At 39.5% G+C, this 18,391-nt stretch carries 19 protein-coding genes; 10 read left to right on the forward strand and 9 right to left on the reverse strand.

Translation table 11 applies throughout. The features are described 5' to 3' along the window. Positions 1-190 precede the first annotated feature (190 nt). Positions 191-436, reverse strand: coding sequence for a hypothetical protein (locus AC0VYT_RS07365; protein WP_005020106.1), 246 nt, complete (start codon positions 434-436; stop codon positions 191-193). 741 nt (positions 437-1,177) lie between these two features. Between AC0VYT_RS07365 and AC0VYT_RS07370 the strand changes: the two genes are divergently transcribed. The 3 genes from AC0VYT_RS07370 (at position 1,178) to AC0VYT_RS07380 (ending at position 3,246) form a co-directional block, all read left to right on the forward strand. Next, positions 1,178-1,447 carry a YARHG domain-containing protein gene (locus AC0VYT_RS07370; RefSeq protein WP_005020103.1) on the forward strand — a complete coding sequence of 90 codons (270 nt, stop codon included), beginning with the start codon at positions 1,178-1,180 and terminating at the stop codon, positions 1,445-1,447. An 18-nt stretch (positions 1,448-1,465) separates the two neighbouring features. Beyond that, a complete protein-coding gene (locus tag AC0VYT_RS07375) occupies positions 1,466-1,879 on the forward strand; it encodes an HIT family protein (RefSeq protein WP_005020100.1) in 414 nt (137 codons plus the stop codon). 263 nt (positions 1,880-2,142) lie between these two features. Beyond that, complete coding sequence (locus tag AC0VYT_RS07380) at positions 2,143-3,246, forward strand: porin (protein WP_248130415.1); 1,104 nt, start codon at positions 2,143-2,145, stop codon at positions 3,244-3,246. Positions 3,247-3,286: 40 nt separating this feature from the next. Here the strand turns inward: AC0VYT_RS07380 and AC0VYT_RS07385 are convergent, their stop codons facing one another. Next, positions 3,287-3,970: a YidB family protein gene (locus AC0VYT_RS07385; RefSeq protein WP_005020096.1), complete on the reverse strand. Its 684-nt coding sequence runs from the start codon at positions 3,968-3,970 to the stop codon at positions 3,287-3,289. A 108-nt stretch (positions 3,971-4,078) separates the two neighbouring features. After that, positions 4,079-4,555, reverse strand: coding sequence for a DUF6231 family protein (locus AC0VYT_RS07390; RefSeq protein ID WP_005020095.1), 477 nt, complete (start codon positions 4,553-4,555; stop codon positions 4,079-4,081). Between the two features lie 33 nt (positions 4,556-4,588). Here AC0VYT_RS07390 and AC0VYT_RS07395 point away from each other — a divergent pair, with 33 nt between their 5' ends. Further along, a complete protein-coding gene (locus tag AC0VYT_RS07395) occupies positions 4,589-5,458 on the forward strand; it encodes a DUF2797 domain-containing protein (protein ID WP_005020094.1) in 870 nt (289 codons plus the stop codon). Positions 5,459-5,542: 84 nt separating this feature from the next. Here AC0VYT_RS07395 and lpxB read toward each other — a convergent pair whose 3' ends face one another. Next, positions 5,543-6,718 (reverse strand): lipid-A-disaccharide synthase, encoded by a 1,176-nt coding sequence (gene lpxB / locus AC0VYT_RS07400; protein ID WP_005020093.1) that lies wholly within the window; start codon positions 6,716-6,718, stop codon positions 5,543-5,545. A 222-nt stretch (positions 6,719-6,940) separates the two neighbouring features. Between lpxB and AC0VYT_RS07405 the strand changes: the two genes are divergently transcribed. From AC0VYT_RS07405 to AC0VYT_RS07425, 5 genes are all read left to right on the forward strand, one after another. Beyond that, on the forward strand, positions 6,941-9,073 hold the full coding sequence (locus AC0VYT_RS07405; RefSeq protein ID WP_005020089.1) for a TonB-dependent siderophore receptor: 2,133 nt from the start codon (positions 6,941-6,943) through the stop codon (positions 9,071-9,073). Between the two features lie 360 nt (positions 9,074-9,433). Continuing rightward, positions 9,434-10,990 carry a PepSY-associated TM helix domain-containing protein gene (locus AC0VYT_RS07410; RefSeq protein WP_005020088.1) on the forward strand — a complete coding sequence of 519 codons (1,557 nt, stop codon included), beginning with the start codon at positions 9,434-9,436 and terminating at the stop codon, positions 10,988-10,990. Positions 10,991-11,426: 436 nt separating this feature from the next. Then, positions 11,427-12,305 carry a sulfite exporter TauE/SafE family protein gene (locus tag AC0VYT_RS07415; protein ID WP_005020087.1) on the forward strand — a complete coding sequence of 293 codons (879 nt, stop codon included), beginning with the start codon at positions 11,427-11,429 and terminating at the stop codon, positions 12,303-12,305. 126 nt (positions 12,306-12,431) lie between these two features. Then, positions 12,432-13,523 (forward strand): 3-deoxy-7-phosphoheptulonate synthase, encoded by a 1,092-nt coding sequence (locus tag AC0VYT_RS07420; protein WP_005020086.1) that lies wholly within the window; start codon positions 12,432-12,434, stop codon positions 13,521-13,523. A 52-nt stretch (positions 13,524-13,575) separates the two neighbouring features. Beyond that, positions 13,576-14,100 carry a protein tyrosine phosphatase family protein gene (locus AC0VYT_RS07425; protein ID WP_005020085.1) on the forward strand — a complete coding sequence of 175 codons (525 nt, stop codon included), beginning with the start codon at positions 13,576-13,578 and terminating at the stop codon, positions 14,098-14,100. On the opposite strand, the gene ispF is transcribed toward AC0VYT_RS07425, so the two are convergent. Next, positions 14,088-14,582 carry a 2-C-methyl-D-erythritol 2,4-cyclodiphosphate synthase gene (ispF, locus tag AC0VYT_RS07430; protein ID WP_005020084.1) on the reverse strand — a complete coding sequence of 165 codons (495 nt, stop codon included), beginning with the start codon at positions 14,580-14,582 and terminating at the stop codon, positions 14,088-14,090. The genes AC0VYT_RS07425 and ispF overlap by 13 nt on opposite strands. A 98-nt stretch (positions 14,583-14,680) precedes the next feature. Here ispF and AC0VYT_RS07435 point away from each other — a divergent pair, with 98 nt between their 5' ends. Further along, positions 14,681-15,334: an A1S_1983 family putative colistin resistance protein gene (locus tag AC0VYT_RS07435; protein ID WP_005020083.1), complete on the forward strand. Its 654-nt coding sequence runs from the start codon at positions 14,681-14,683 to the stop codon at positions 15,332-15,334. Positions 15,335-15,410: 76 nt separating this feature from the next. On the opposite strand, the gene AC0VYT_RS07440 is transcribed toward AC0VYT_RS07435, so the two are convergent. The 4 genes from AC0VYT_RS07440 to eno form a co-directional block, all read right to left on the reverse strand. Continuing rightward, positions 15,411-15,758: a four-helix bundle copper-binding protein gene (locus AC0VYT_RS07440; protein ID WP_005404505.1), complete on the reverse strand. Its 348-nt coding sequence runs from the start codon at positions 15,756-15,758 to the stop codon at positions 15,411-15,413. Positions 15,759-15,965: 207 nt separating this feature from the next. Continuing rightward, positions 15,966-16,697: a 2-C-methyl-D-erythritol 4-phosphate cytidylyltransferase gene (gene ispD, locus AC0VYT_RS07445; RefSeq protein ID WP_005020076.1), complete on the reverse strand. Its 732-nt coding sequence runs from the start codon at positions 16,695-16,697 to the stop codon at positions 15,966-15,968. Continuing rightward, on the reverse strand, positions 16,660-17,052 hold the full coding sequence (ftsB, locus tag AC0VYT_RS07450; RefSeq protein ID WP_005404503.1) for a cell division protein FtsB: 393 nt from the start codon (positions 17,050-17,052) through the stop codon (positions 16,660-16,662). The genes ispD and ftsB overlap by 38 nt, the downstream gene beginning before the upstream one ends. Positions 17,053-17,067: 15 nt before the next feature. Further along, positions 17,068-18,357: a phosphopyruvate hydratase gene (gene eno, locus AC0VYT_RS07455; protein WP_005020073.1), complete on the reverse strand. Its 1,290-nt coding sequence runs from the start codon at positions 18,355-18,357 to the stop codon at positions 17,068-17,070. Positions 18,358-18,391 lie beyond the last annotated feature (34 nt).

Consider the following 18,391-nt stretch of genomic DNA (forward strand, 5'->3'; position numbering starts at 1 on the left):
TATCGAAGTTAAGCTTATGCAATTTGATAGTCATCCCATCGTAAAAATGTATTTTGTATTACACTACTGGCTCGAATGGTGAGAATTACATCGAGGGTGTATTCATCACTAAAATACACAAGCAAATTAGAAAAGTTAAATAGAAAAGCACTCTAAAGTGCCTTTTTAAAGATATATCAAGTTCTTTATATTAACCTTGAGCTAAGGTTTTAATGAATAGAATTTTTTGAGATTTTTCAGTGGGGCCTTCAAATTTAAAATTAATTTCTTCCTCATATTTCTTACTCATTTCAGTTTCTACAATATTCATTCCACTAATATCAAATATTCTAAGGGCTTCACCTTCAGCAGTAATTCCATCTTCTTCATTAGCGATTAGAACTTTAAGATCCGGATCAAAGGTCTGTAATCTTGCGATCAATTGTTTAATTAACATGGTTCATTCTCAATTCTTAAAGATATAAACCAGTATTAACACTTTTCTATCTAACTTACTTGGCGATAAAAATTAGTTTTGTAAGCCAAAAATTTTTATCTGTATATCAGATTTTCTGTAATAGAAATATTTTGGTATATATTTTCGTCTATTGATACCCTTCAAATGTTAGGCCTCAACCCGTTTAGTACTAATCTTTCTGGCTATCTTAAGTATGGCCTTGTATTCAATGTCGATGTCTTGTTTAAAGTGGCCGCTGGGGTAAATCCAATAGTCTTCGCCAGCTCAGTCTGCCAATGAAAAGCAGGGCGAGCTGTTTTCAGCGATATATGGCATTACCTTTCCTTTTACTCAACTCAATACTTCTACTCTATTTGATTAAATTTATTTTCTAAGCGTTATATTGATTTGGTTGTATTGCCTGATAAGAAAAGAGAAATATAAACCTTTTTGCTTGTGCGCCTCAACATCATCAGATAATAGTGGTGCAAAGTAGCAAGTAAATAAACACACAAAAAGCGACGAGTAGCAAAACCTAGTAAAATAAAAAAGGATATAAAACAACTTAAGTTAATGTTTTTTTATATTTTTTTAAAATTATTAGGATATGAAGTTTTTATACTATATGGAGTAATTATGGACTAGAATTACACTCGAGTAATTTTTAGTCATTGAATAAACACAAGTAGACCCGATATTGTGAGTATATTGATATACACTGCAGGTCTAGAGGAAACTCTTATGAAAAATTTTACTGTTGCATTATTTGCTGGTCTGATTAGCTTGGCAGGTATAAGTGCACAGGCTGCCACTCCGGAACAGGAGTGTCAAAAGCTCAAAAATGACTATAATGTTATTTATGCTTCTAAAGGCTTCTGTTTTAAAGATAAGGATGCAAAAGAGAAGTTTGGTAATGAAAACTGCTATACTTCAAAACCTAAATTCTCTGAAAAAGAGCAGCAACGTCTTGATGAAATTAAAGAGCGCCAAAAAGAGCTGAACTGTAAATAACTACTGAAAGGAAGAGCTATGGCTTACGATGACCAAAATATCTTTGCAAGAATTATTCGTGGTGAATTACCTGCAATTAAAGTTTATGAAGATGATCAGGTTCTTGCTTTTATGGATATTATGCCGCAAGCCGAAGGTCATACATTGGTCATCCCTAAAACACCGGCAGTTACATTACTTGACCTGCCAGCAGAAGCCGCTGCTTATAGTATTCAGATAGTACAGAAAATTGCAAAAGCAATAGAGAAAGCATTGAATGCCGAGGGAATTGTTTTAATGCAGCTTTCAGGTGCTGCTGCTGGACAAACTGTTCCGCATGTTCATTTTCATCTGATTCCAAGTTCAGTGCACCAGCTAGGTCGCCATGCGGCTGAAATAGGAGATCAGGAGAAAATTAAGGCTATTGCAGAGAGAATCCGTGCTGCTCTTTAAAGCCTTATTTTCAATTAAAACCTAATGGAGCTTCGGCTCCATTTTTGTTTAAATTTCAAAAGTATAAAAAATAATCTAATTCTTCTTTTCTCTTTTTATCCTTCATTAAACTGTCATTTTTCTTTCACTTCTCTGTCACACAGTTTGCAGATACTGCTTAGCAAGTTGGTGAGCTTATGTAACTTTTTGTACACAGGCAAACTATAAAAAAGAGTTAGCAAGGCAAATAGCCATTTTAAAGAATTGTTTTTGGAGAAATCTCAATGAAAAAATTGCTTCTCGCTGCTACAGTAGCAACTTTAAGCTTAAACGCAGCGCAAGCAGCGCCAACTTTGTACGGTAAAGTAAATGTCAGCGTTGACAGTTACGATAATGGCAAAGATGACAAAATTGAAGTTAACTCGAATGCTTCTCGTCTGGGGATTAAAGGCGAAGAAAAACTGACAGATCAGTTGTCTGCAGTGTATCAGGCTGAATGGGAAATTGATGTAGATGGTGGCGATGATGTATTCAAGAAACGTAACATTTTTGCCGGCTTAAAATGGGCAGAAATTGGTACTTTAAGAGCCGGTATTATAGATACACCATTTAAAGATGCAGCAGGCGGTTATCGTGATGTATTTAATGATTATGCACATGCCGATATTAAAGAAATGATGTATGGTGAAGAGCGGGTTGAAAATGTGATCAGTCTTGAGACAGATCCGAAATTACTCGCCGGTGTAGTATTTGCCCTACAGGCTCAGCAAGGCGAGTCAAATACTGAAACCAACAAATATACAGACGGTGCTCGTGACAGCCTAGGAGATGGCCTTTCAACTTCACTATCTTATGCTAATAAAGATTATGGTTTTGAAGGTGTGATTGCTGGAAACTTTAAATCAATTGGCGATTTTGCTGCGGTTGGTCTCAAGGATATTCTTGCTGATGCATTCCGCCTAGGTGCCTCTTTTGACTTGGGTAAAATCGGTGTGCCAGGCCTGTATTTAGGGGCAATGTGGCAGACTGCTGAAATCTCGGATTATAATAATATCAAGCCCCGTGTAGTAACTGATGGTGTTGTTACCTATGCTGGTGATTATAGCAACGTAGAAGAAAAAGCATGGTTAATTTCTGCGACTTATAAACTTGCAAACACGCCTTGGACATTCAAGGCACAGTATCAGTCAGCAGACACTGACTATGCAGTTCTTGCAGGTGCGTCAGGTGACAGCTCAGTTGACCAGTGGGGAATTGGCGCAGATTACAAACTCAATAGCCAGACTAAACTCTTTGCCAGTGCTGTTCAGCGTGAATGGGATAACTCCCCTGCTAAAGGTAATGCAGATGAAAGCGTATACGGTTTAGGTATGGAAATAAAATTCTAATTCTGGCAATTTAAAAAAGGGCTATATGCCCTTTTTTAATTTAACGTTTCAAAAAACCGGAAACCATATTTAAAACATTTTGAATATCATTGTTGGCTTCCTGTTTGTTGGTCTTCTCACCTTGTGGAGTCAGCGCATCAATGATTTGTGGTAATACTGAAGAAATAGCACTGTATACATCCTGTTTAGGTGCATGTGTCTGTTCAGCAACTTTCTCGACTTCCTGATCATCAAATAAACTTTGTATATTTTGCTGCGGCGCATTTTCTTTATTGCTCTGGTTTGGGTCGACCCAGTTCTGTACCTGATTTCCAAGACCGGCATTACGCAATTTGTCTAATGCACCTTGAAGACCACCCTGCTTCTGAATCCAGGCTAGAACCAGTGGCAACACGGCGATCAATAAAGTTTTGGTACTGTTATTTCCACTGTTATGCGGTACTTCATTTTGAGTCTGGCGTGGTTGCTGTTGACGCTGGTTACCATGACCAAATTGCTCAAGTACTGAACCTAAAACGCCACCTAAACCGGATTGACGGCCCTGATTCTGGGTATTCTGATGGTTAGCCTGCGTATTCTGGCCACCGAGCTGACCTAGAACTGCTCCAAGAATTCCGCCGAGACCACTTGGCTGCTGCGTGTTCTGCTGCTGATTATTTTGTGGTTGCTGGTTTCCTAATGCCTGCTTCGCCAGCATTTCCACTATATTGGTCAAGTTGGTCATCACTTACTCCTTGAAAGTGTTATCTTCCTTAAAGCATAAGTGTACCCGACCGGGTGAAACAAAGTCTGATTTGTATATTTTTGCAAGATTTTATAAGTATATTGGCCCTTACCAGCGATATTTGTCCCAATTTTCCGGATTGGCCCAATATTTAGAGTTAAACCAGTCCGGTACGTGCTTATAGGTTAGAATATTGAATTGCCATAATGCGAAATCACTGCTGTTTTCTGTTCTCTCAACCAGTTGGGTAAAACCTAAAGAGCGAAGTAACTGCTCATCCTGAAGACGGCCAACCACAATAATACGCTTCGCCATAAGATCACGTAATTTCACCAGAAGTCTAGAAATATCAGGCAGTTTTAATTCTATGAATTCTGGACCGGTTAAAATGACCATTGCCAGATCATAACGTTCAGTAAAGGGCAGATTTAAAAACTCAGTTGCGTTAAAATAATGCCATTGTATAGCCAGATGTGAAGTATCTTGAACTGTTTCAAGCTGCTGACCAATCGCCAGTGCAGTATGGATGGGCTGTTCGGCAAATAGATCGTCTAGCATAGAAGTGATGACGTTGAGCTTGGCCATAACTGCATCCTGAATTACGTGAGTGAGAATTATATGGAATTACAAGGCATTTGCCATAAAATGCATGCCGGTCTTAGCAAGCCAAGTGTAACTGATCAACAAACGTTAAAGGCAAATGTTGAGTACAAATTTACTCTGGACCGTTCAGAAATTGATCTTCCTTTTACGTTAGGGCAAGAAATTGAAATTGAATGGACTGGTAATATCTATTGCGTATCTTGCGGTGCAAAAACTAAGAAATCATTTTCACAAGGGCATTGTTTTAAATGTTTTAAAACCAAAGCATCCTGTGACATGTGTGTTTTAAAACCGGAAACCTGTCATTACCATTTAGGGACTTGCCGGGAAGACTCATTTGCCCAAGAAGTCTGTTTTCAGCCTCACATTGTATATCTGGCTAATTCAAGTGGTCTTAAAGTCGGCATTACCCGTACTGGCCATATGCCTACCCGGTGGCTGGATCAGGGAGCGACTCAGGCCTTGCCAATTTTTAAAGTCGGTTCACGGCGTTTGTCTGGGCATATTGAGGTAATGTTTGGTAGCCAGATTTCTGATAAAACAGACTGGCGCAAATTGCTTAAAGGCGAAGCGGAACCCGTTAACCTAATTGAAAAACGTGATCAGTTAATTGAAGAATTTGCACCTAAAATTGCCCAGATTCAGGATGAATTCAGTCAGAATTTACATTTTAACGAGTCAGTAGAATTGCTTGATCAGGAACTACCACGTGAGTTTATTTATCCGGTTGAGCAATATCCTGAAAAGATCAAGTCACATAACCTTGATAAAACACTGAAAATTCGAGGAGTGTTACAGGGTATAAAAGGCCAATATCTTATTTTAGACACAGGTGTTATTAATATCAGAAAATATACGGGTTATGAATTAATTCTGAGAGCGTAAGTCTTTCATAAAAATAAACAGTACCGTAATTTGAGTACCGTACTGTTTATTCAAGAGAGCGTCTGATCTGTTGATGGATAAAACTTAATAAGACAGTACTTTCAGAATGGCCTCTACAGGATTTTCACTGTTACCGGCAAGTAGACGCTTATGCATCGCAATATGTTGCATCACCTGAGTTTGTGCGACTTCTCTATTCATTAAATTTTCAATTTCTGTAGCTAACTTTTGTGCAGTGGCATCGGTCTGGATTAGCTCGGCTATAACTTTCTTACCTGCAATAATATTTGGCAGTGAATAATAGGGAATCTTGACCAATAACTTGGCAATAATATAAGTGAGCCAGTTCAGCTTATAAAAAGTCACCATTGGCCGATGTAATAGCATGGCCTCTAGTGTTGCTGTACCTGAAGCCAAGGCCACAATATCACTGGCATTCATTACCATACGGCCAATTTTGGAGTCAGTGCCGGTGTTTTCTAGCACCTTAACCTGTGCCTTAAACTCAGCAGGATAATTTTTTAATTGTTCTTCAATCTGAACTTTTCTTGCTTCATTTATAGCAGGTAATAAAAATTCAATTTCAGGATATTTCTGATAAATAATCTGTGCAGCATCAAGCACCAAAGGACCTAGACGCTCGACTTCTCCACGACGGCTGCCGGGTAATAGTGCAATATGCTGTCTGGCCGGGTCGAGTCCTAACTGCTGTTTGGCTACAATTAGAGGATTATCTAAAGGTAACTGACTTGCCAAAGGATGTCCTACAAATGCAGCAGAAACCTGATAACGCTCATAAAAAGCTTTTTCGAACGGGAACAGGCAAAGTACCAGATCAATAGACTGCTTGATTCCGTGCACACGGCCCTGACGCCATGCCCACACTGATGGGCTTACATACTGTACCGTTTTTATTTTAAGTTGTTTCTGTTTCAGACTTTTAGAAAGCCGCAAATTAAAATCTGGAGCATCAATTCCAATGAAAATATCTACAGGTTTCTGGCTCCAGCGTTCAACAAGTCCATCACGTACAGCAAACAGCTTTTTCAGATCTTTTAAGACCTCAACAATTCCCATGACTGACAGAATATCCATTGGATAATAGCTCTTAAAGCCTTCTGCCATCATTTGTGGCCCACCAATCCCTTCAAATTCAGCTTCTATCCCCTGCTCGCGAAAACTACGAATCAGCTTGGCACCTAAAGTATCACCAGAAACTTCACCTACCACTATACCAATTTTAAGTTTCCGATTTTCCAAGAGTTTTATCTCCACTATAAGATCAAGCTATTTTAACATAACCCTTTTAGATTTAATCAGGCTCACTGTATCCGCATCTAATTTAATCCGATTACACTCTTTAAAAAATTTAAACTTCCTTTTAGAAATTCAAAAATTATCTAAATAATCTATTGTTTACCAATTGTAAATTACCAAAATAAATAATAATATAAATGATAATAATTTTCATTAACTAATATTATGAATTCTCATTTCCCTGCCAGTTGTTTTAAACTCTCTCTCCTTACTCTGGCACTATTAAATGTACAAGCTGCTCTTGCAGCAGAGGCTTCAGATACCCATGCACTTCCTGTTATTCAGCTGCAAGCCAATACTATAAGTGATCAATCTTCTGAACAAACGCAAGCCTATATAGTCAAGGATTCAAACAGTGCTACCGGGTTGAATCTGAGGATTAAAGAAACTCCACAAACAGTGAATGTGGTAACCCATAAGCAAATTAAAGATTTCAACCTGACCGACGCACGTGATGTTTTAGCAGCAGTACCAGGTGTAGTCGTGTCTAGCCAGGAAACTAACCGTACTACTTACACAGCACGCGGCTTTGATATCAGTAATTACCAGATTGATGGAACAAACCTTCAGTTAACTGGTAGTGATTATCAGAATGGAGATATAGATACATTTTTATATGACCGGATTGAAGTCGTGAAAGGCTCAAATGGCTTAACTTCTTCTACGGGTAATCCCTCTGCAACTGTAAATTACATTCGCAAACGGCCAACTACAGACACCCGGACACAAGGCTCTATCAGTTATGGATCTTGGGACACAGTTCGGGGTGAAGCAGATATCTCAGGTAGTTTAACTGCTGATGATCGTATACGCGGACGAGTAATGCTGGCACAGGAAGCCGGAAACTCCTATATGGATCATTACAGCCAGGAAAAAACTGTTGCCGGGCTAATTATTGAAGCTGACCTGACAGAACAGACACTCTTAAGCACAGGGTATAACTTTCAGAAAGACCGGCCTAATGGAAACAACTGGGGCGCCCTTCCCATGCTGGATAGTGAGGGGAAATTATTAAACTATAGCCGTAGTTATAATCCGATGCCGGACTGGGTACACTGGGATATGGAAAAACAGAATGCTTTTATAGAACTCAAACATCAGTTTAATGATGACTGGAGTATAAAAGCCAGTTATAACTATGCCGAACAAAAAGAAGATGGAGCCATGCTGTATTTTACCGGAGCTCCAGATCGGGAAACAGGACAAGGGGTCAGTGAATATCCCTCAGCTTTCATAGAAAAAAATCAGAATCATGATATTGATATCAGTATATTAGGAAAATATTCGTTATTTGGTCAAACTCATGATCTGATGGCCGGCAGCAGCTGGTCCAAAAATGATGTAAAACAAAACTCAAGATATATTGCAAACCGTAGCAGACCAATTCCTGACTGGTTCAATTATTACAACAATACTTATCCAGACTTTATTGATGATACAAACAATCCGGCTAATCAGGCAGATTATACGCAGGAACAGAAACGTGTTTATGCAGCGACACGTTTACATTTGGGAGATAAGTTAAAAGTTTTAACGGGTGCCAATTATACTGATGCTACTTCAAAAGGCCAAAATTACGGCGACTCAACCAATTACAGAGATTCGAAAGTGTTGCCTTATGCAGGGATCACTTATGATATTGACCCAACTTATACAGCATACGCAAGTTACAGTACGATTTTTAAACCGACTTCAAAACTTGGTCTAGACAAGCAGATTTTAAAACCTACAGAAGGAAGCTCCTATGAACTTGGTATTAAAGGTTCATGGTTCGATGATCAGCTCATTGTCTCTAGTGCTGTGTTCCGCAACGAATATGACAAGTTTCCAGTTTATGAAAAATGGGATCAGGCTAACTTATACAGTCAACAAAATATTAAATCACAAGGTTATGAATTTAATATTGCCGGTCAGCTAACTGACCAGCTGAATATATCAGCCGGTTATGTACAGCAGAATATGAAAGACCGTAATACTGGAGCAAGAACCCGTACCTTTGTACCTGAACGCACCTTTAATGTACTTACCAGTTACACGGTTCCGCAATTTCCCCAATTAAAAGTAGGCGCAAATCTGGTCTGGCAAGATAAAATCAGCCAGACAGATAAAAGTAATCTGATACAGGACAGTTATGCTTTACTTGATCTAATGGCCAGCTATGAATTAAATGACCATGTCAGTTTTCAGGCCAATGTAAAAAATATTACTAATGAAAAATATTTTAATTCTCTAGAATATGGCCAGACTTATTACGGTGCGCCCGCTAACTATACAGTCGCGGTAAACTTCAAATATTAATAGTAAACAGTTCAGCTCTCTAAAGAGCTGAACTGTTTATTCTATATATAGAAAATGATGAGAAGCAGATTGAATTTTTTACAGAAGACTTATCCATACTGTGTAGCTTTTTATCGAACCCTGCTAGCCTTTATAGCGGGTTATATATTTATGGCCTATCTAGCTTATGATCTGGCTCACTTATTAAATTTTTATTTTCCAAAAGCCGAATCAATTTACTTGGCGGCAATCACTGCGATTTTACTGTATTTGGTCTTTATTATTTCGAGTTTTTGCATTAATTGCCTTTGGAAGTTAACCCTGCTGAGTCTCATCAGCTGCGGCTTTTTCTATTTTATTTCGCTTTATACAGGTTAAATTATGCAAAAATCTATCCGGCAATCGATGGCATCTTTGCATTCTTGGACCGGTCTTTTACTAGGCTGGCTATTGTTTGCTATTTTCCTGATGGGTTCTACCGCCTATTACCGCCATAATTTAAATTTATGGATGCAGCCTGCACTGGCTCAGATTCAGGTAAACCAGGAAACAGCATTAAATACTGCATATCAATATTTACAGAACGAAGCATCCGACGCTAAAACCTGGTATCTGGAAATAGCAACTCAAGAAAAGCCGTTTAACAAAATGTACTGGCAGAAACAGGATGGCAGTTATGGCAGTGCTTTATTAAATCCGGCCACTGGTCAGGAATTAAAACTCTCCGGAACCCAAGGCGGTGAGTTTTTCTATCTTTTTCATTTTCAGCTGTTTGGTATTCCGGTACTCATTGGACGTCTGATTGCGTGTTTTGCTGCCCTGATCATGTTGATTGCCCTTATTTCCGGTATTATCACTCATAAAAAAATACTGACTGATTTCTTTACTTTCCGTACTTTTAAAGGCCAGCGTTCCTGGCTTGATTTTCATAATATCTGCTCAGTCATTGCACTCCCCTTTTTTTTAACCATTACTTTTACTGGTCTGGCTATTTTGTTTTATTTATATCTGCCATGGAGCCTTAAAAAATTTTATCCTGAAAACAAATACCAGTACTTTGAAGAAATCAATCAGAAAATTTTAACAAAGGAAGATCACCCAAAACCTGCTGCGATGCTTCCGATCCAACAAGTCCTGGCTATTAGCCAGCAGCAATGGGGTATTACAGATTATGCACGACTAGAGGTTAAGAACCCGAATACTACTTCTGCAAAAATAACTCTGGTTCAGTCTACTGATTATTCGATCACCCGTGATGCACCACAATTAACAGTAAACGGTATAAGTGGCCAGATTATAAGTGATACAAAAAACCGTAGCGCAATAGCCACACTTAACTCAGGTGTCTATGGTTTGCATATGGCAACTTTTGCCCAGCCTTTACTACGGTTCGCTTTATTTTTTTCAGGCATACTGGGCTGTTTGATGATTGCCTCTGGTTTATTGTTATGGAGTTTAAAGCGGCATCTACAAAACAAGACTCAAGCCTTTCATTTGGGCTTTTATTTGGTAGACCGGTTAAATGTAGCTACTTTTATAGGTCTTCCTACAGCTATGCTGTGTTATCTCTATGCCAACCGTCTTGTAAGCGTCCAGCCAGGTGGCACAAATTATGAAATTTATAGCTTCTTTATCAGCTGGCTGATCCTGTTTATTTTAGCGATAATGACTAAAAAACAATGGTTATGGAAAATACAGCTTGCTATTTTCATATGTCTCGCTTTTAGTCTGCCAATTTATGATCTTTATTACTTGAGTCAGCAAAATTATATTTCAGGATTATCGCACTATTGGAACTTTCTCAGAATTGACCTGATGCTATGGCTATTTGCTTTTTTAGCCTTCTTTATTTATCGCAATATTGAACCGATACAACTTAAAAGCAGCCAGAAGCTTTCTGCCAAAATTATAAGGAATACCCAAGAGGTTAATTCATGACATTGTTATTAGCTTTTTTTATGCTACTTGCCTGCTTTTATGGATTTTATCTTAGCAGTTCAAAGCAGCTTGCCAAGACTCTTAGTTCTAATAAGGCTTTTCTTGTAAAATACCCCTTATTGCTCAGGTTATTTTGCAGCCTTCTATTTATATCAGCAACCTATTTCATTACCCGTAGCTATCATCTATCCATTGGATTTATTAGTGTCTGGATTTTCGCTACCCCTATTTTATTTTTCATGATCTTGACAATAAATGAATTAAAGCCGAATAGGAAATATCAAAGAAGATCATGAAAATGCTTTATTGGCGTATCTATACAACAAAGTCATCACCGAGCTTAGCGTTTTTTTGCATAAGTAAATCATTAATCGTCACAACTGCTTATATAAAAAAGTCATAACATAGACATGTTTTATTATATTGGCATGAGTTAATGGTTGGTCCTCTAGAATTCATTTTGGCTGGTGTACTGGTTGGTTTTTGTGTAGGTATAACAGGTGTAGGTGGTGGTTCATTAATGACACCTATTTTAATCAGCTTGTTCAGGATCGAACCCCATATTGCGATTGGTACCGACTTGCTCTACGCAGCAATTTCAAAATTCTGCGGCTCACTGGTCCATGCCAGAAAATTAAATATTGTCTGGCCCATAGTTCTCTGGCTGGCATTGGGGAGTATTCCAGCGTCTTTTGCGACCCACTGGGTGCTTGAGCACTATCTGAGCCAGTCCACTCACTATAAAGCTGTTCTTACCACAGTTTTAGGGTTTATGCTGACCCTGACCGGTATTTCAATTATTTTCCGTGCGCAGATTGAAAAATTCTTTAGCCGTTTTCGTAAACCTGAAGTTTCTGATCAGGAACAAGCGCTGTTTGCTAATCCGCGCCGCCGCTTCTATATTTTATTTATGGGTATCGTACTGGGTATATTTGTTACCCTCTCTTCGGTAGGTGCTGGCGCTTTTGGCATTATGGCATTGATTCTTATGTTCCCTAATTTGCCAATGATCCGGATTATTGGTTCCGATGTAGTTCATGCAGTATTGCTAACACTGGTTGCAGGCTTAGGCCACATGAGTTCGGGAAATGTCGATTTCACTCTATTAATGTGGTTACTGGTCGGTTCCATTCCAGCCATTATTGTTGGTACATTAATCAGCTCACGGTTACCTGAACGTATTATTCGCAAGATTCTGGGAATTACCCTGTTTGCTTTAGGTATCAACTTTATGTTGCATCCGGTTAAAGCCAAACCAGTAACTACTTCAGAAAGCGCAGTCATTAGTACTGTTGAAAAAACACACAAGATATAATTAATTCGTAAAATGAATTGCTTTTTCAGGCTTTAACAGAGTTTTTGTATAGCAATTCATCACTTAAATCATGTTATATTCAAGTAACTATAACCACTTCTGTATGAACAATCACCAGTGACGGCAATGAATACACTACAGTCTAAAACAGTATCCCCTTCAGATATCAGTGATGTAAATGTGAAAAGCATTCAACCACTTGTAACTCCTGCAACACTGAAAGAAGAACTTCCTTTAAGTGAAACGGCTTATCAAACCGTCATGAAAGGCCGTGAAACTATACGTAATATTTTAGATGGTATTGATAAACGCCTGTTTGTCGTGATTGGGCCTTGTTCAATTCATGATACGGTAGCTGCACATGAATATGCTGACCGCTTAAAAGTCTTGAGTGAAAAAGTTCAGGATACTCTTTATATCGTTATGCGTGTTTATTTTGAGAAACCACGTACTACTGTAGGCTGGAAAGGTCTGATTAATGACCCGGACATGGATGACTCCTTTAATATTGAAAAGGGCCTTCGTATTGGCCGCCAGCTGTTACTTGAACTTAATGAAAAAGGTTTACCTTGTGCAACAGAGGCCCTTGATCCGAACTCACCACAATACTATCAAGACCTGATTTCGTGGTCTGCTATCGGTGCACGTACTACAGAAAGCCAGACCCATCGTGAAATGTCTTCCGGTTTGTCTTCACCTGTAGGTTTTAAAAATGGTACTGACGGCGGCCTGACAGTAGCTACCAATGCCATGCAGTCAGTTAAACATGGACATAGCTTTCTGGGCCTAAATGAGAATGGCCAGGTTTCTATTATCCGTACTGCAGGTAATGCTTATGCACATGTAGTACTGCGAGGTGGTAATGGCAAGCCGAACTATGATGCTGGTGCTGTGGCCGATGCGGAAATGACTTTGGCTAAAGCCAAGGTTAGTAACAAGATTATGATTGATGCCAGTCATGCCAACTCGAACAAAGATCCGTATTTGCAACCCTTGGTTTTAAAAAATGTGACTGAGCAGATTATTGATGGGAACAAGTCAATTGTCGGTGTTATGGTCGAGAGTCATCTCAAGGGTGGCCGCCAAGATATTCCTGCGAAACTGGATGACCTTGAATATGGCAAGTCAGTCACAGACGGCTGTATAGACTGGGAAACTACCGAAAAGACCTTACTTGCCATGCATGAAGCATTAAAAGACGTTTTACCAAATCGTTAAACATTGAGACGCCATCATCATGATGGCGTTTTTTATATAGGATTTGTACCATATGAATGAACTAGAATATGCTTTAAGCCAGATTCCATATTTTGATTATGTTCATGAGCGCCTGTTTTGCTCAGGGCAGTTGACTACAGAAAATCTCGAACAAATCAAGGCCTATGGTTGCTCGACCATTATTAATCTTGCCTCCAGTAAAGCTGAAATGGCTCTTAGAAATGAAGATCAGTTGTGCCTGGACCTTGACCTCAACTATATTCACATTCCTTTAGATAATGAACGCCCTTCAGCCAATCAGGCTATTCTGGTTTTAGAGCTGATTAATCACTTGGTCTGTGAGCAGACAGTGTGGCTGCACTGTGCTGATAACCGGCAATGTAGTGTGCTGATGTACTTATATCGACAATACTTTATGAATATAGATATGCCTACAGCACAAGAGTATTTGCACAGAATCTGGGAACCCGATGATACCTGGACCGGACTGATTCATGCGGTTGCCTTACAACTTCAAGGCCGCAAAGCAACACGCGAACTGGAACAGTCACTAATGCAGGTTCGTCAGTTTGAGTGAAGTACAAGTAAAACTGTAGCAGTCGCCAAAATGCCTTCCTGACGGCCAGTAAACCCCAGCTTCTCAGTAGTTGTAGCTTTTACACTAATTTGTGAAATATCTGCATTGAGTACTTCAGCAATGCTCTGCCGCATTTCGAGATTATGTTTGGCCAGTTTCGGGCGTTCACAGGCTACAGTAATATCGGCATTACCCAGCATATAACCTTCTTTTAAAATTAAATCGTATACATGCTTGAGCAATATCCGGCTATCCGCACCTTTGAATTCATCGTCAGTATCCGGAAAGTGCTGTCCAATATCTCCTAGTGCCAGTGCCCCCAGTAGAGCATCAGCTAGTGCATGTAAAACTACATCGCCATCTGAATGAGCTTTTAAACCATGAGTATGTGGAATCCTGACACCTGCCAGATGAACAAATTCACCCTCTTCAAATGCATGCACATCAATGCCTTGGCCTATACGGAACTGCGGTCTTAACATGACTGTTTCCTTATAAATAAATCTTAGATCAGTTGTATTTTAGCTTGTGATTTCGCTATATTACGTAAGCAAACTCTATAGCAAAAGTATAAGCGATCATGTTATTGAATACCGAGTTTCCTCACATTAAAATAATAGGATCATTATTTGTAGCGACCTGTTTATGGTCATCAATGGCCGTAGCTCAAGCGTTACAGTGTACATCTGACATTACTGCGCCTGCTTTAAAGCGTATTTGCTCAGATAAGTTCGACACCGAACGTCAAATGCTAAATAATAAATATCTTACAGCTTACCTGATTACTGATGCTCCGGTCCGTTTACTCCAAGATACACATCTGACTTGGCTAAATCGTATGCAACAGTGTAAGAGTAATGACTGTTTTAAACAGCAGTTCGAACTGCGTATGGATGATCTGGATATTTATACTTCAATGAATCAGAGTTTAACCCAGCATTATTTAAAATATGAAAATGGCTTAATTGCGAAACAGCCTGTACATTTACAGGTACATCAACTCTCTAAAGACAGAATCAAGATTGAGGGAATTGCATACCGCAACCCGAATAATCGTAAAGAGACCCAAAACATTGCTTTTCTCGCTTACACCACCCCCGAGAACAAGCAGGAAATTATCGATAATGAACATGACTGTAAATATAGTTTTAACTTTCAGAAAGCCTTGCTTACAGTAAGTTCACAGCAGAAAGGTTGTGAGCGATTCAACGGCATTTACCGTTTATACGACTAAATTTTGTAATTTCAGATTAATACTTAAATAAAAAAGCCCGGACTGCTGAGACCGGACTTTATATTTCTAAAACTTATTAATCAATAGGCATTTCTGAAGCGCGACAGATTTCTGCACACTGCTCGCAGGCCTTAGCACAATGCTGGCAATGCTGATCTTCATGTGCACCACATTCTTCAGCACAACGTTCACATGCCTGAGCACATAGCGCCATCACATTGTCTAAAAGTGCCGAGCCTCTGATTTCATAGCTGATACAAAGACGGCATAGCTCCACACAATCTAAACAGCGACGGATACATTCGCGCATCATGCCTACCATTTCTTCCTGCAAGCATTCTGCTGCACAGGTTTGACAAGCGATAATACATTCAGTACAGGCCCGGATTGAAGCAGAGGCCTGTGAATAAACCGGATTAGTCATTGTTTCATCTTGTTGTATTGGCACTTTCCACCTCATTCACTGTATTTATGAGCCTTTTAAGTATTTCAGGAATGCAGAAAAGGTAGAACCATCTACAGGTAATGAATTGTGCCTTTTTTTAAACAATGGGTAAGCTTATGAAATATTCAGCTGTAGTATCAAAATTTAAGAATAAAAATTAATCCATTGAATATAAATATAATAATACTAAGAAGAAGTTGTATTTTGAGATTCAATAATCAGCTTGGCCAGCTCAAGATCATCGGGATAAGTAATTTTTATATTGTCCGAACGCCCCATTACTACTTGAACAGGATATCCGGCATGTTCAATTGCACTAGCTTCGTCAGTAATTGTGATCTGGTCGGCCAATGCTTTTTCAATCGCAGCTTTAAGCAATCCCAGTCTGGCAAGCTGTGGAGTCTGGGCTTGCCACAAGCATTCACGGCTTACTGTTTTGGTAATGTGCTGTTTATCAGATACCAGTTTCAAAGTATCCCGTACAGCTATAGCAAGAATAGCGCTACAGTTTTGTTCGATAGCGTTCTCAACCAGATTTTGCAAGCTGCTGAACTGGACACAGGGACGCGCTGCATCATGTACCAGTATCAGATCATCTTCATCAGCAATATTACTTAGATAATGGAGAGCATTGAGTACCGAATGCACCCTTTCTTGCCCACCCAGACAAAAGTGAGCTTTCTCAGCCTTTACCAAAGGTAAATTTCGTGCGATATCATCCTGTGCACTAACTGCAAGTATATATCCGGCTAAATCTAGCTGATTCAACCGGTTAACCGTGTGTTCGAGTACAGTTTGTTGCCCAATTAACTGGTATTGCTTAAGTTCATGTTTAGAAAAACGGCTGCCTGAGCCAGCAGCAGGAATTACCGCCCAGAGTTTAGGGTGTTTCGGTAACAGGGTCTGGTTCTGACTCATTGGTTCTTAAATCAACCTTGGCATTAGGATCAATATAAATGGGTTTATATTGAGTACTGATTGTACTCATCTGTACAAAAGTTTCATGGGGCTTGATCAGACCGAGGTCTAAACGCGCATGTTCCTCAATGGCTTCAATACCATGTTTGAGGTCATACACTTCCGCCGCTAAAATGCGATTTCGCTCTTTTAATTCTTGATTAATATCAGCTTGTTGTTGGATTTGCTGAGTCAGAGTCTGATGAGGGAAATAGCCCCCCTCACCAAACCAGAAGCGGTACTGCAGCACGACAATCATAATGATTGCCAGTGCTAGCAATACCTTGCTCGAAATTGAACCGAAAACTTCTTTCATAAAAGCCATGAAAAGTTAGTTCAATCCTTTAAATTCAGCTTTACCGCGGTAAACTGCTTTAGTAACTTCTTCAATACGTAGTAATTGATTATATTTTGCTACGCGGTCAGAACGGCAAAGTGAACCGGTTTTAATCTGGCCCGCTGCTGTACCTACGGCAAGATCTGCAATAGTAGAATCTTCAGTTTCACCTGAACGGTGAGAAATTACAGTCGAGTAACCATTTGCTTTAGCAAGATAGATTGCGTCGAGTGTTTCGGTCAAAGTACCGATCTGGTTATATTTGATAAGGATAGAGTTAGCAACCTTCTCATTAATACCACGCTGTAGTATCTTCGGATTGGTTACAAACAGGTCATCACCTACTAACTGAATCTTGTCATCAAGAATAGAAGTCAGGTAAGACCAGCCTTCCCAGTCAGACTCGTCCAGACCATCTTCAATCGAGATAATTGGATACTGATTTACCAGACCTGCAAGATAGTCAGCAAACTGGTTGCTGGTGAATGCCTTATTGCCCTCACCTGCAAGGATATATTGACCATCTTTATAGAATTCTGAAGATGCACAGTCCAGCGCCAGCATAATATCAGAACCAGCTTTATAGCCAGTTTGCTCAATTGCTGAAAGAATTACAGTGATTGCTTCTTCATTTGAACGAAGGTTTGGTGCAAAACCACCTTCATCACCTACCGCAGTATTTAAGCCTTGTTTCTTTAAAACTGATTTTAAAGAATGAAAAATTTCTGCACCAGCACGCAGGCTCTCAGCGAATGAGGTAAAGCCCACAGGTTCAATCATGAATTCCTGAATATCAACAGTGTTATCTGCATGAGCGCCACCATTTAAGATATTCATCATTGGAACAGGCATAGTCAAAGTTTTCTGGCCACGCAGGTCTGCAATGTATTGGAAAAGAGGAATTTTCTTTTCATCAGCAGCAGCACGGGCAGCGGCTAGAGATACAGCTAGAGTTGCGTTAGCGCCTAGTTTTTCTTTATTCTCAGTACCATCTAAAGCGATCATTGTATTATCAATGTCTTTTTGTTCGAATACTGATTTACCCAATAAAGCATCACGGATTAAGGTATTAACATTATTAACCGCAGTTTGAACGCCTTTGCCCAAATAGCGTGCTTTATCGCCATCACGCAGTTCTAAAGCTTCACGAGAACCAGTTGAAGCACCAGATGGTGCACATGCACGGCCAACTACGCCGGATTCCAAGATTACATCAGCTTCGATGGTTGGGTTACCACGAGAGTCCAAAATTTCACGTGCACGGATGTCAACGATTTGGCTCATGAACAATTCCTCAGTTGAATGAATAACAAGATGC

The sequence above is a fragment of the Acinetobacter sp. QJM3NY_42 genome, from assembly GCF_056173745.1.

Excerpts from the sequence above, each read along its gene's own strand:
- eno (WP_005020073.1), bottom strand. The coding sequence starts at position 18,357 with ATGAGCCAAATCGTTGACATCCGTGCACGTGAAATTTTGGACTCTCGT.
- AC0VYT_RS07415 (WP_005020087.1), top strand. The coding sequence starts at position 11,427 with ATGGTTGGTCCTCTAGAATTCATTTTGGCTGGTGTACTGGTTGGTTTT.
- ispD (WP_005020076.1), bottom strand. The coding sequence starts at position 16,697 with ATGAGTCAGAACCAGACCCTGTTACCGAAACACCCTAAACTCTGGGCG.
- ispF (WP_005020084.1), bottom strand. The coding sequence starts at position 14,582 with ATGTTAAGACCGCAGTTCCGTATAGGCCAAGGCATTGATGTGCATGCA.
- AC0VYT_RS07375 (WP_005020100.1), top strand. The coding sequence starts at position 1,466 with ATGGCTTACGATGACCAAAATATCTTTGCAAGAATTATTCGTGGTGAA.
- AC0VYT_RS07390 (WP_005020095.1), bottom strand. The coding sequence starts at position 4,555 with ATGGCCAAGCTCAACGTCATCACTTCTATGCTAGACGATCTATTTGCC.
- ftsB (WP_005404503.1), bottom strand. The coding sequence starts at position 17,052 with ATGAAAGAAGTTTTCGGTTCAATTTCGAGCAAGGTATTGCTAGCACTG.
- AC0VYT_RS07370 (WP_005020103.1), top strand. The coding sequence starts at position 1,178 with ATGAAAAATTTTACTGTTGCATTATTTGCTGGTCTGATTAGCTTGGCA.
- AC0VYT_RS07380 (WP_248130415.1), top strand. The coding sequence starts at position 2,143 with ATGAAAAAATTGCTTCTCGCTGCTACAGTAGCAACTTTAAGCTTAAAC.
- AC0VYT_RS07435 (WP_005020083.1), top strand. The coding sequence starts at position 14,681 with ATGTTATTGAATACCGAGTTTCCTCACATTAAAATAATAGGATCATTA.
- AC0VYT_RS07395 (WP_005020094.1), top strand. The coding sequence starts at position 4,589 with ATGGAATTACAAGGCATTTGCCATAAAATGCATGCCGGTCTTAGCAAG.
- AC0VYT_RS07405 (WP_005020089.1), top strand. The coding sequence starts at position 6,941 with ATGAATTCTCATTTCCCTGCCAGTTGTTTTAAACTCTCTCTCCTTACT.
- AC0VYT_RS07365 (WP_005020106.1), bottom strand. The coding sequence starts at position 436 with ATGTTAATTAAACAATTGATCGCAAGATTACAGACCTTTGATCCGGAT.
- AC0VYT_RS07425 (WP_005020085.1), top strand. The coding sequence starts at position 13,576 with ATGAATGAACTAGAATATGCTTTAAGCCAGATTCCATATTTTGATTAT.
- AC0VYT_RS07410 (WP_005020088.1), top strand. The coding sequence starts at position 9,434 with ATGCAAAAATCTATCCGGCAATCGATGGCATCTTTGCATTCTTGGACC.
- AC0VYT_RS07420 (WP_005020086.1), top strand. The coding sequence starts at position 12,432 with ATGAATACACTACAGTCTAAAACAGTATCCCCTTCAGATATCAGTGAT.
- AC0VYT_RS07385 (WP_005020096.1), bottom strand. The coding sequence starts at position 3,970 with ATGACCAACTTGACCAATATAGTGGAAATGCTGGCGAAGCAGGCATTA.
- AC0VYT_RS07440 (WP_005404505.1), bottom strand. The coding sequence starts at position 15,758 with ATGACTAATCCGGTTTATTCACAGGCCTCTGCTTCAATCCGGGCCTGT.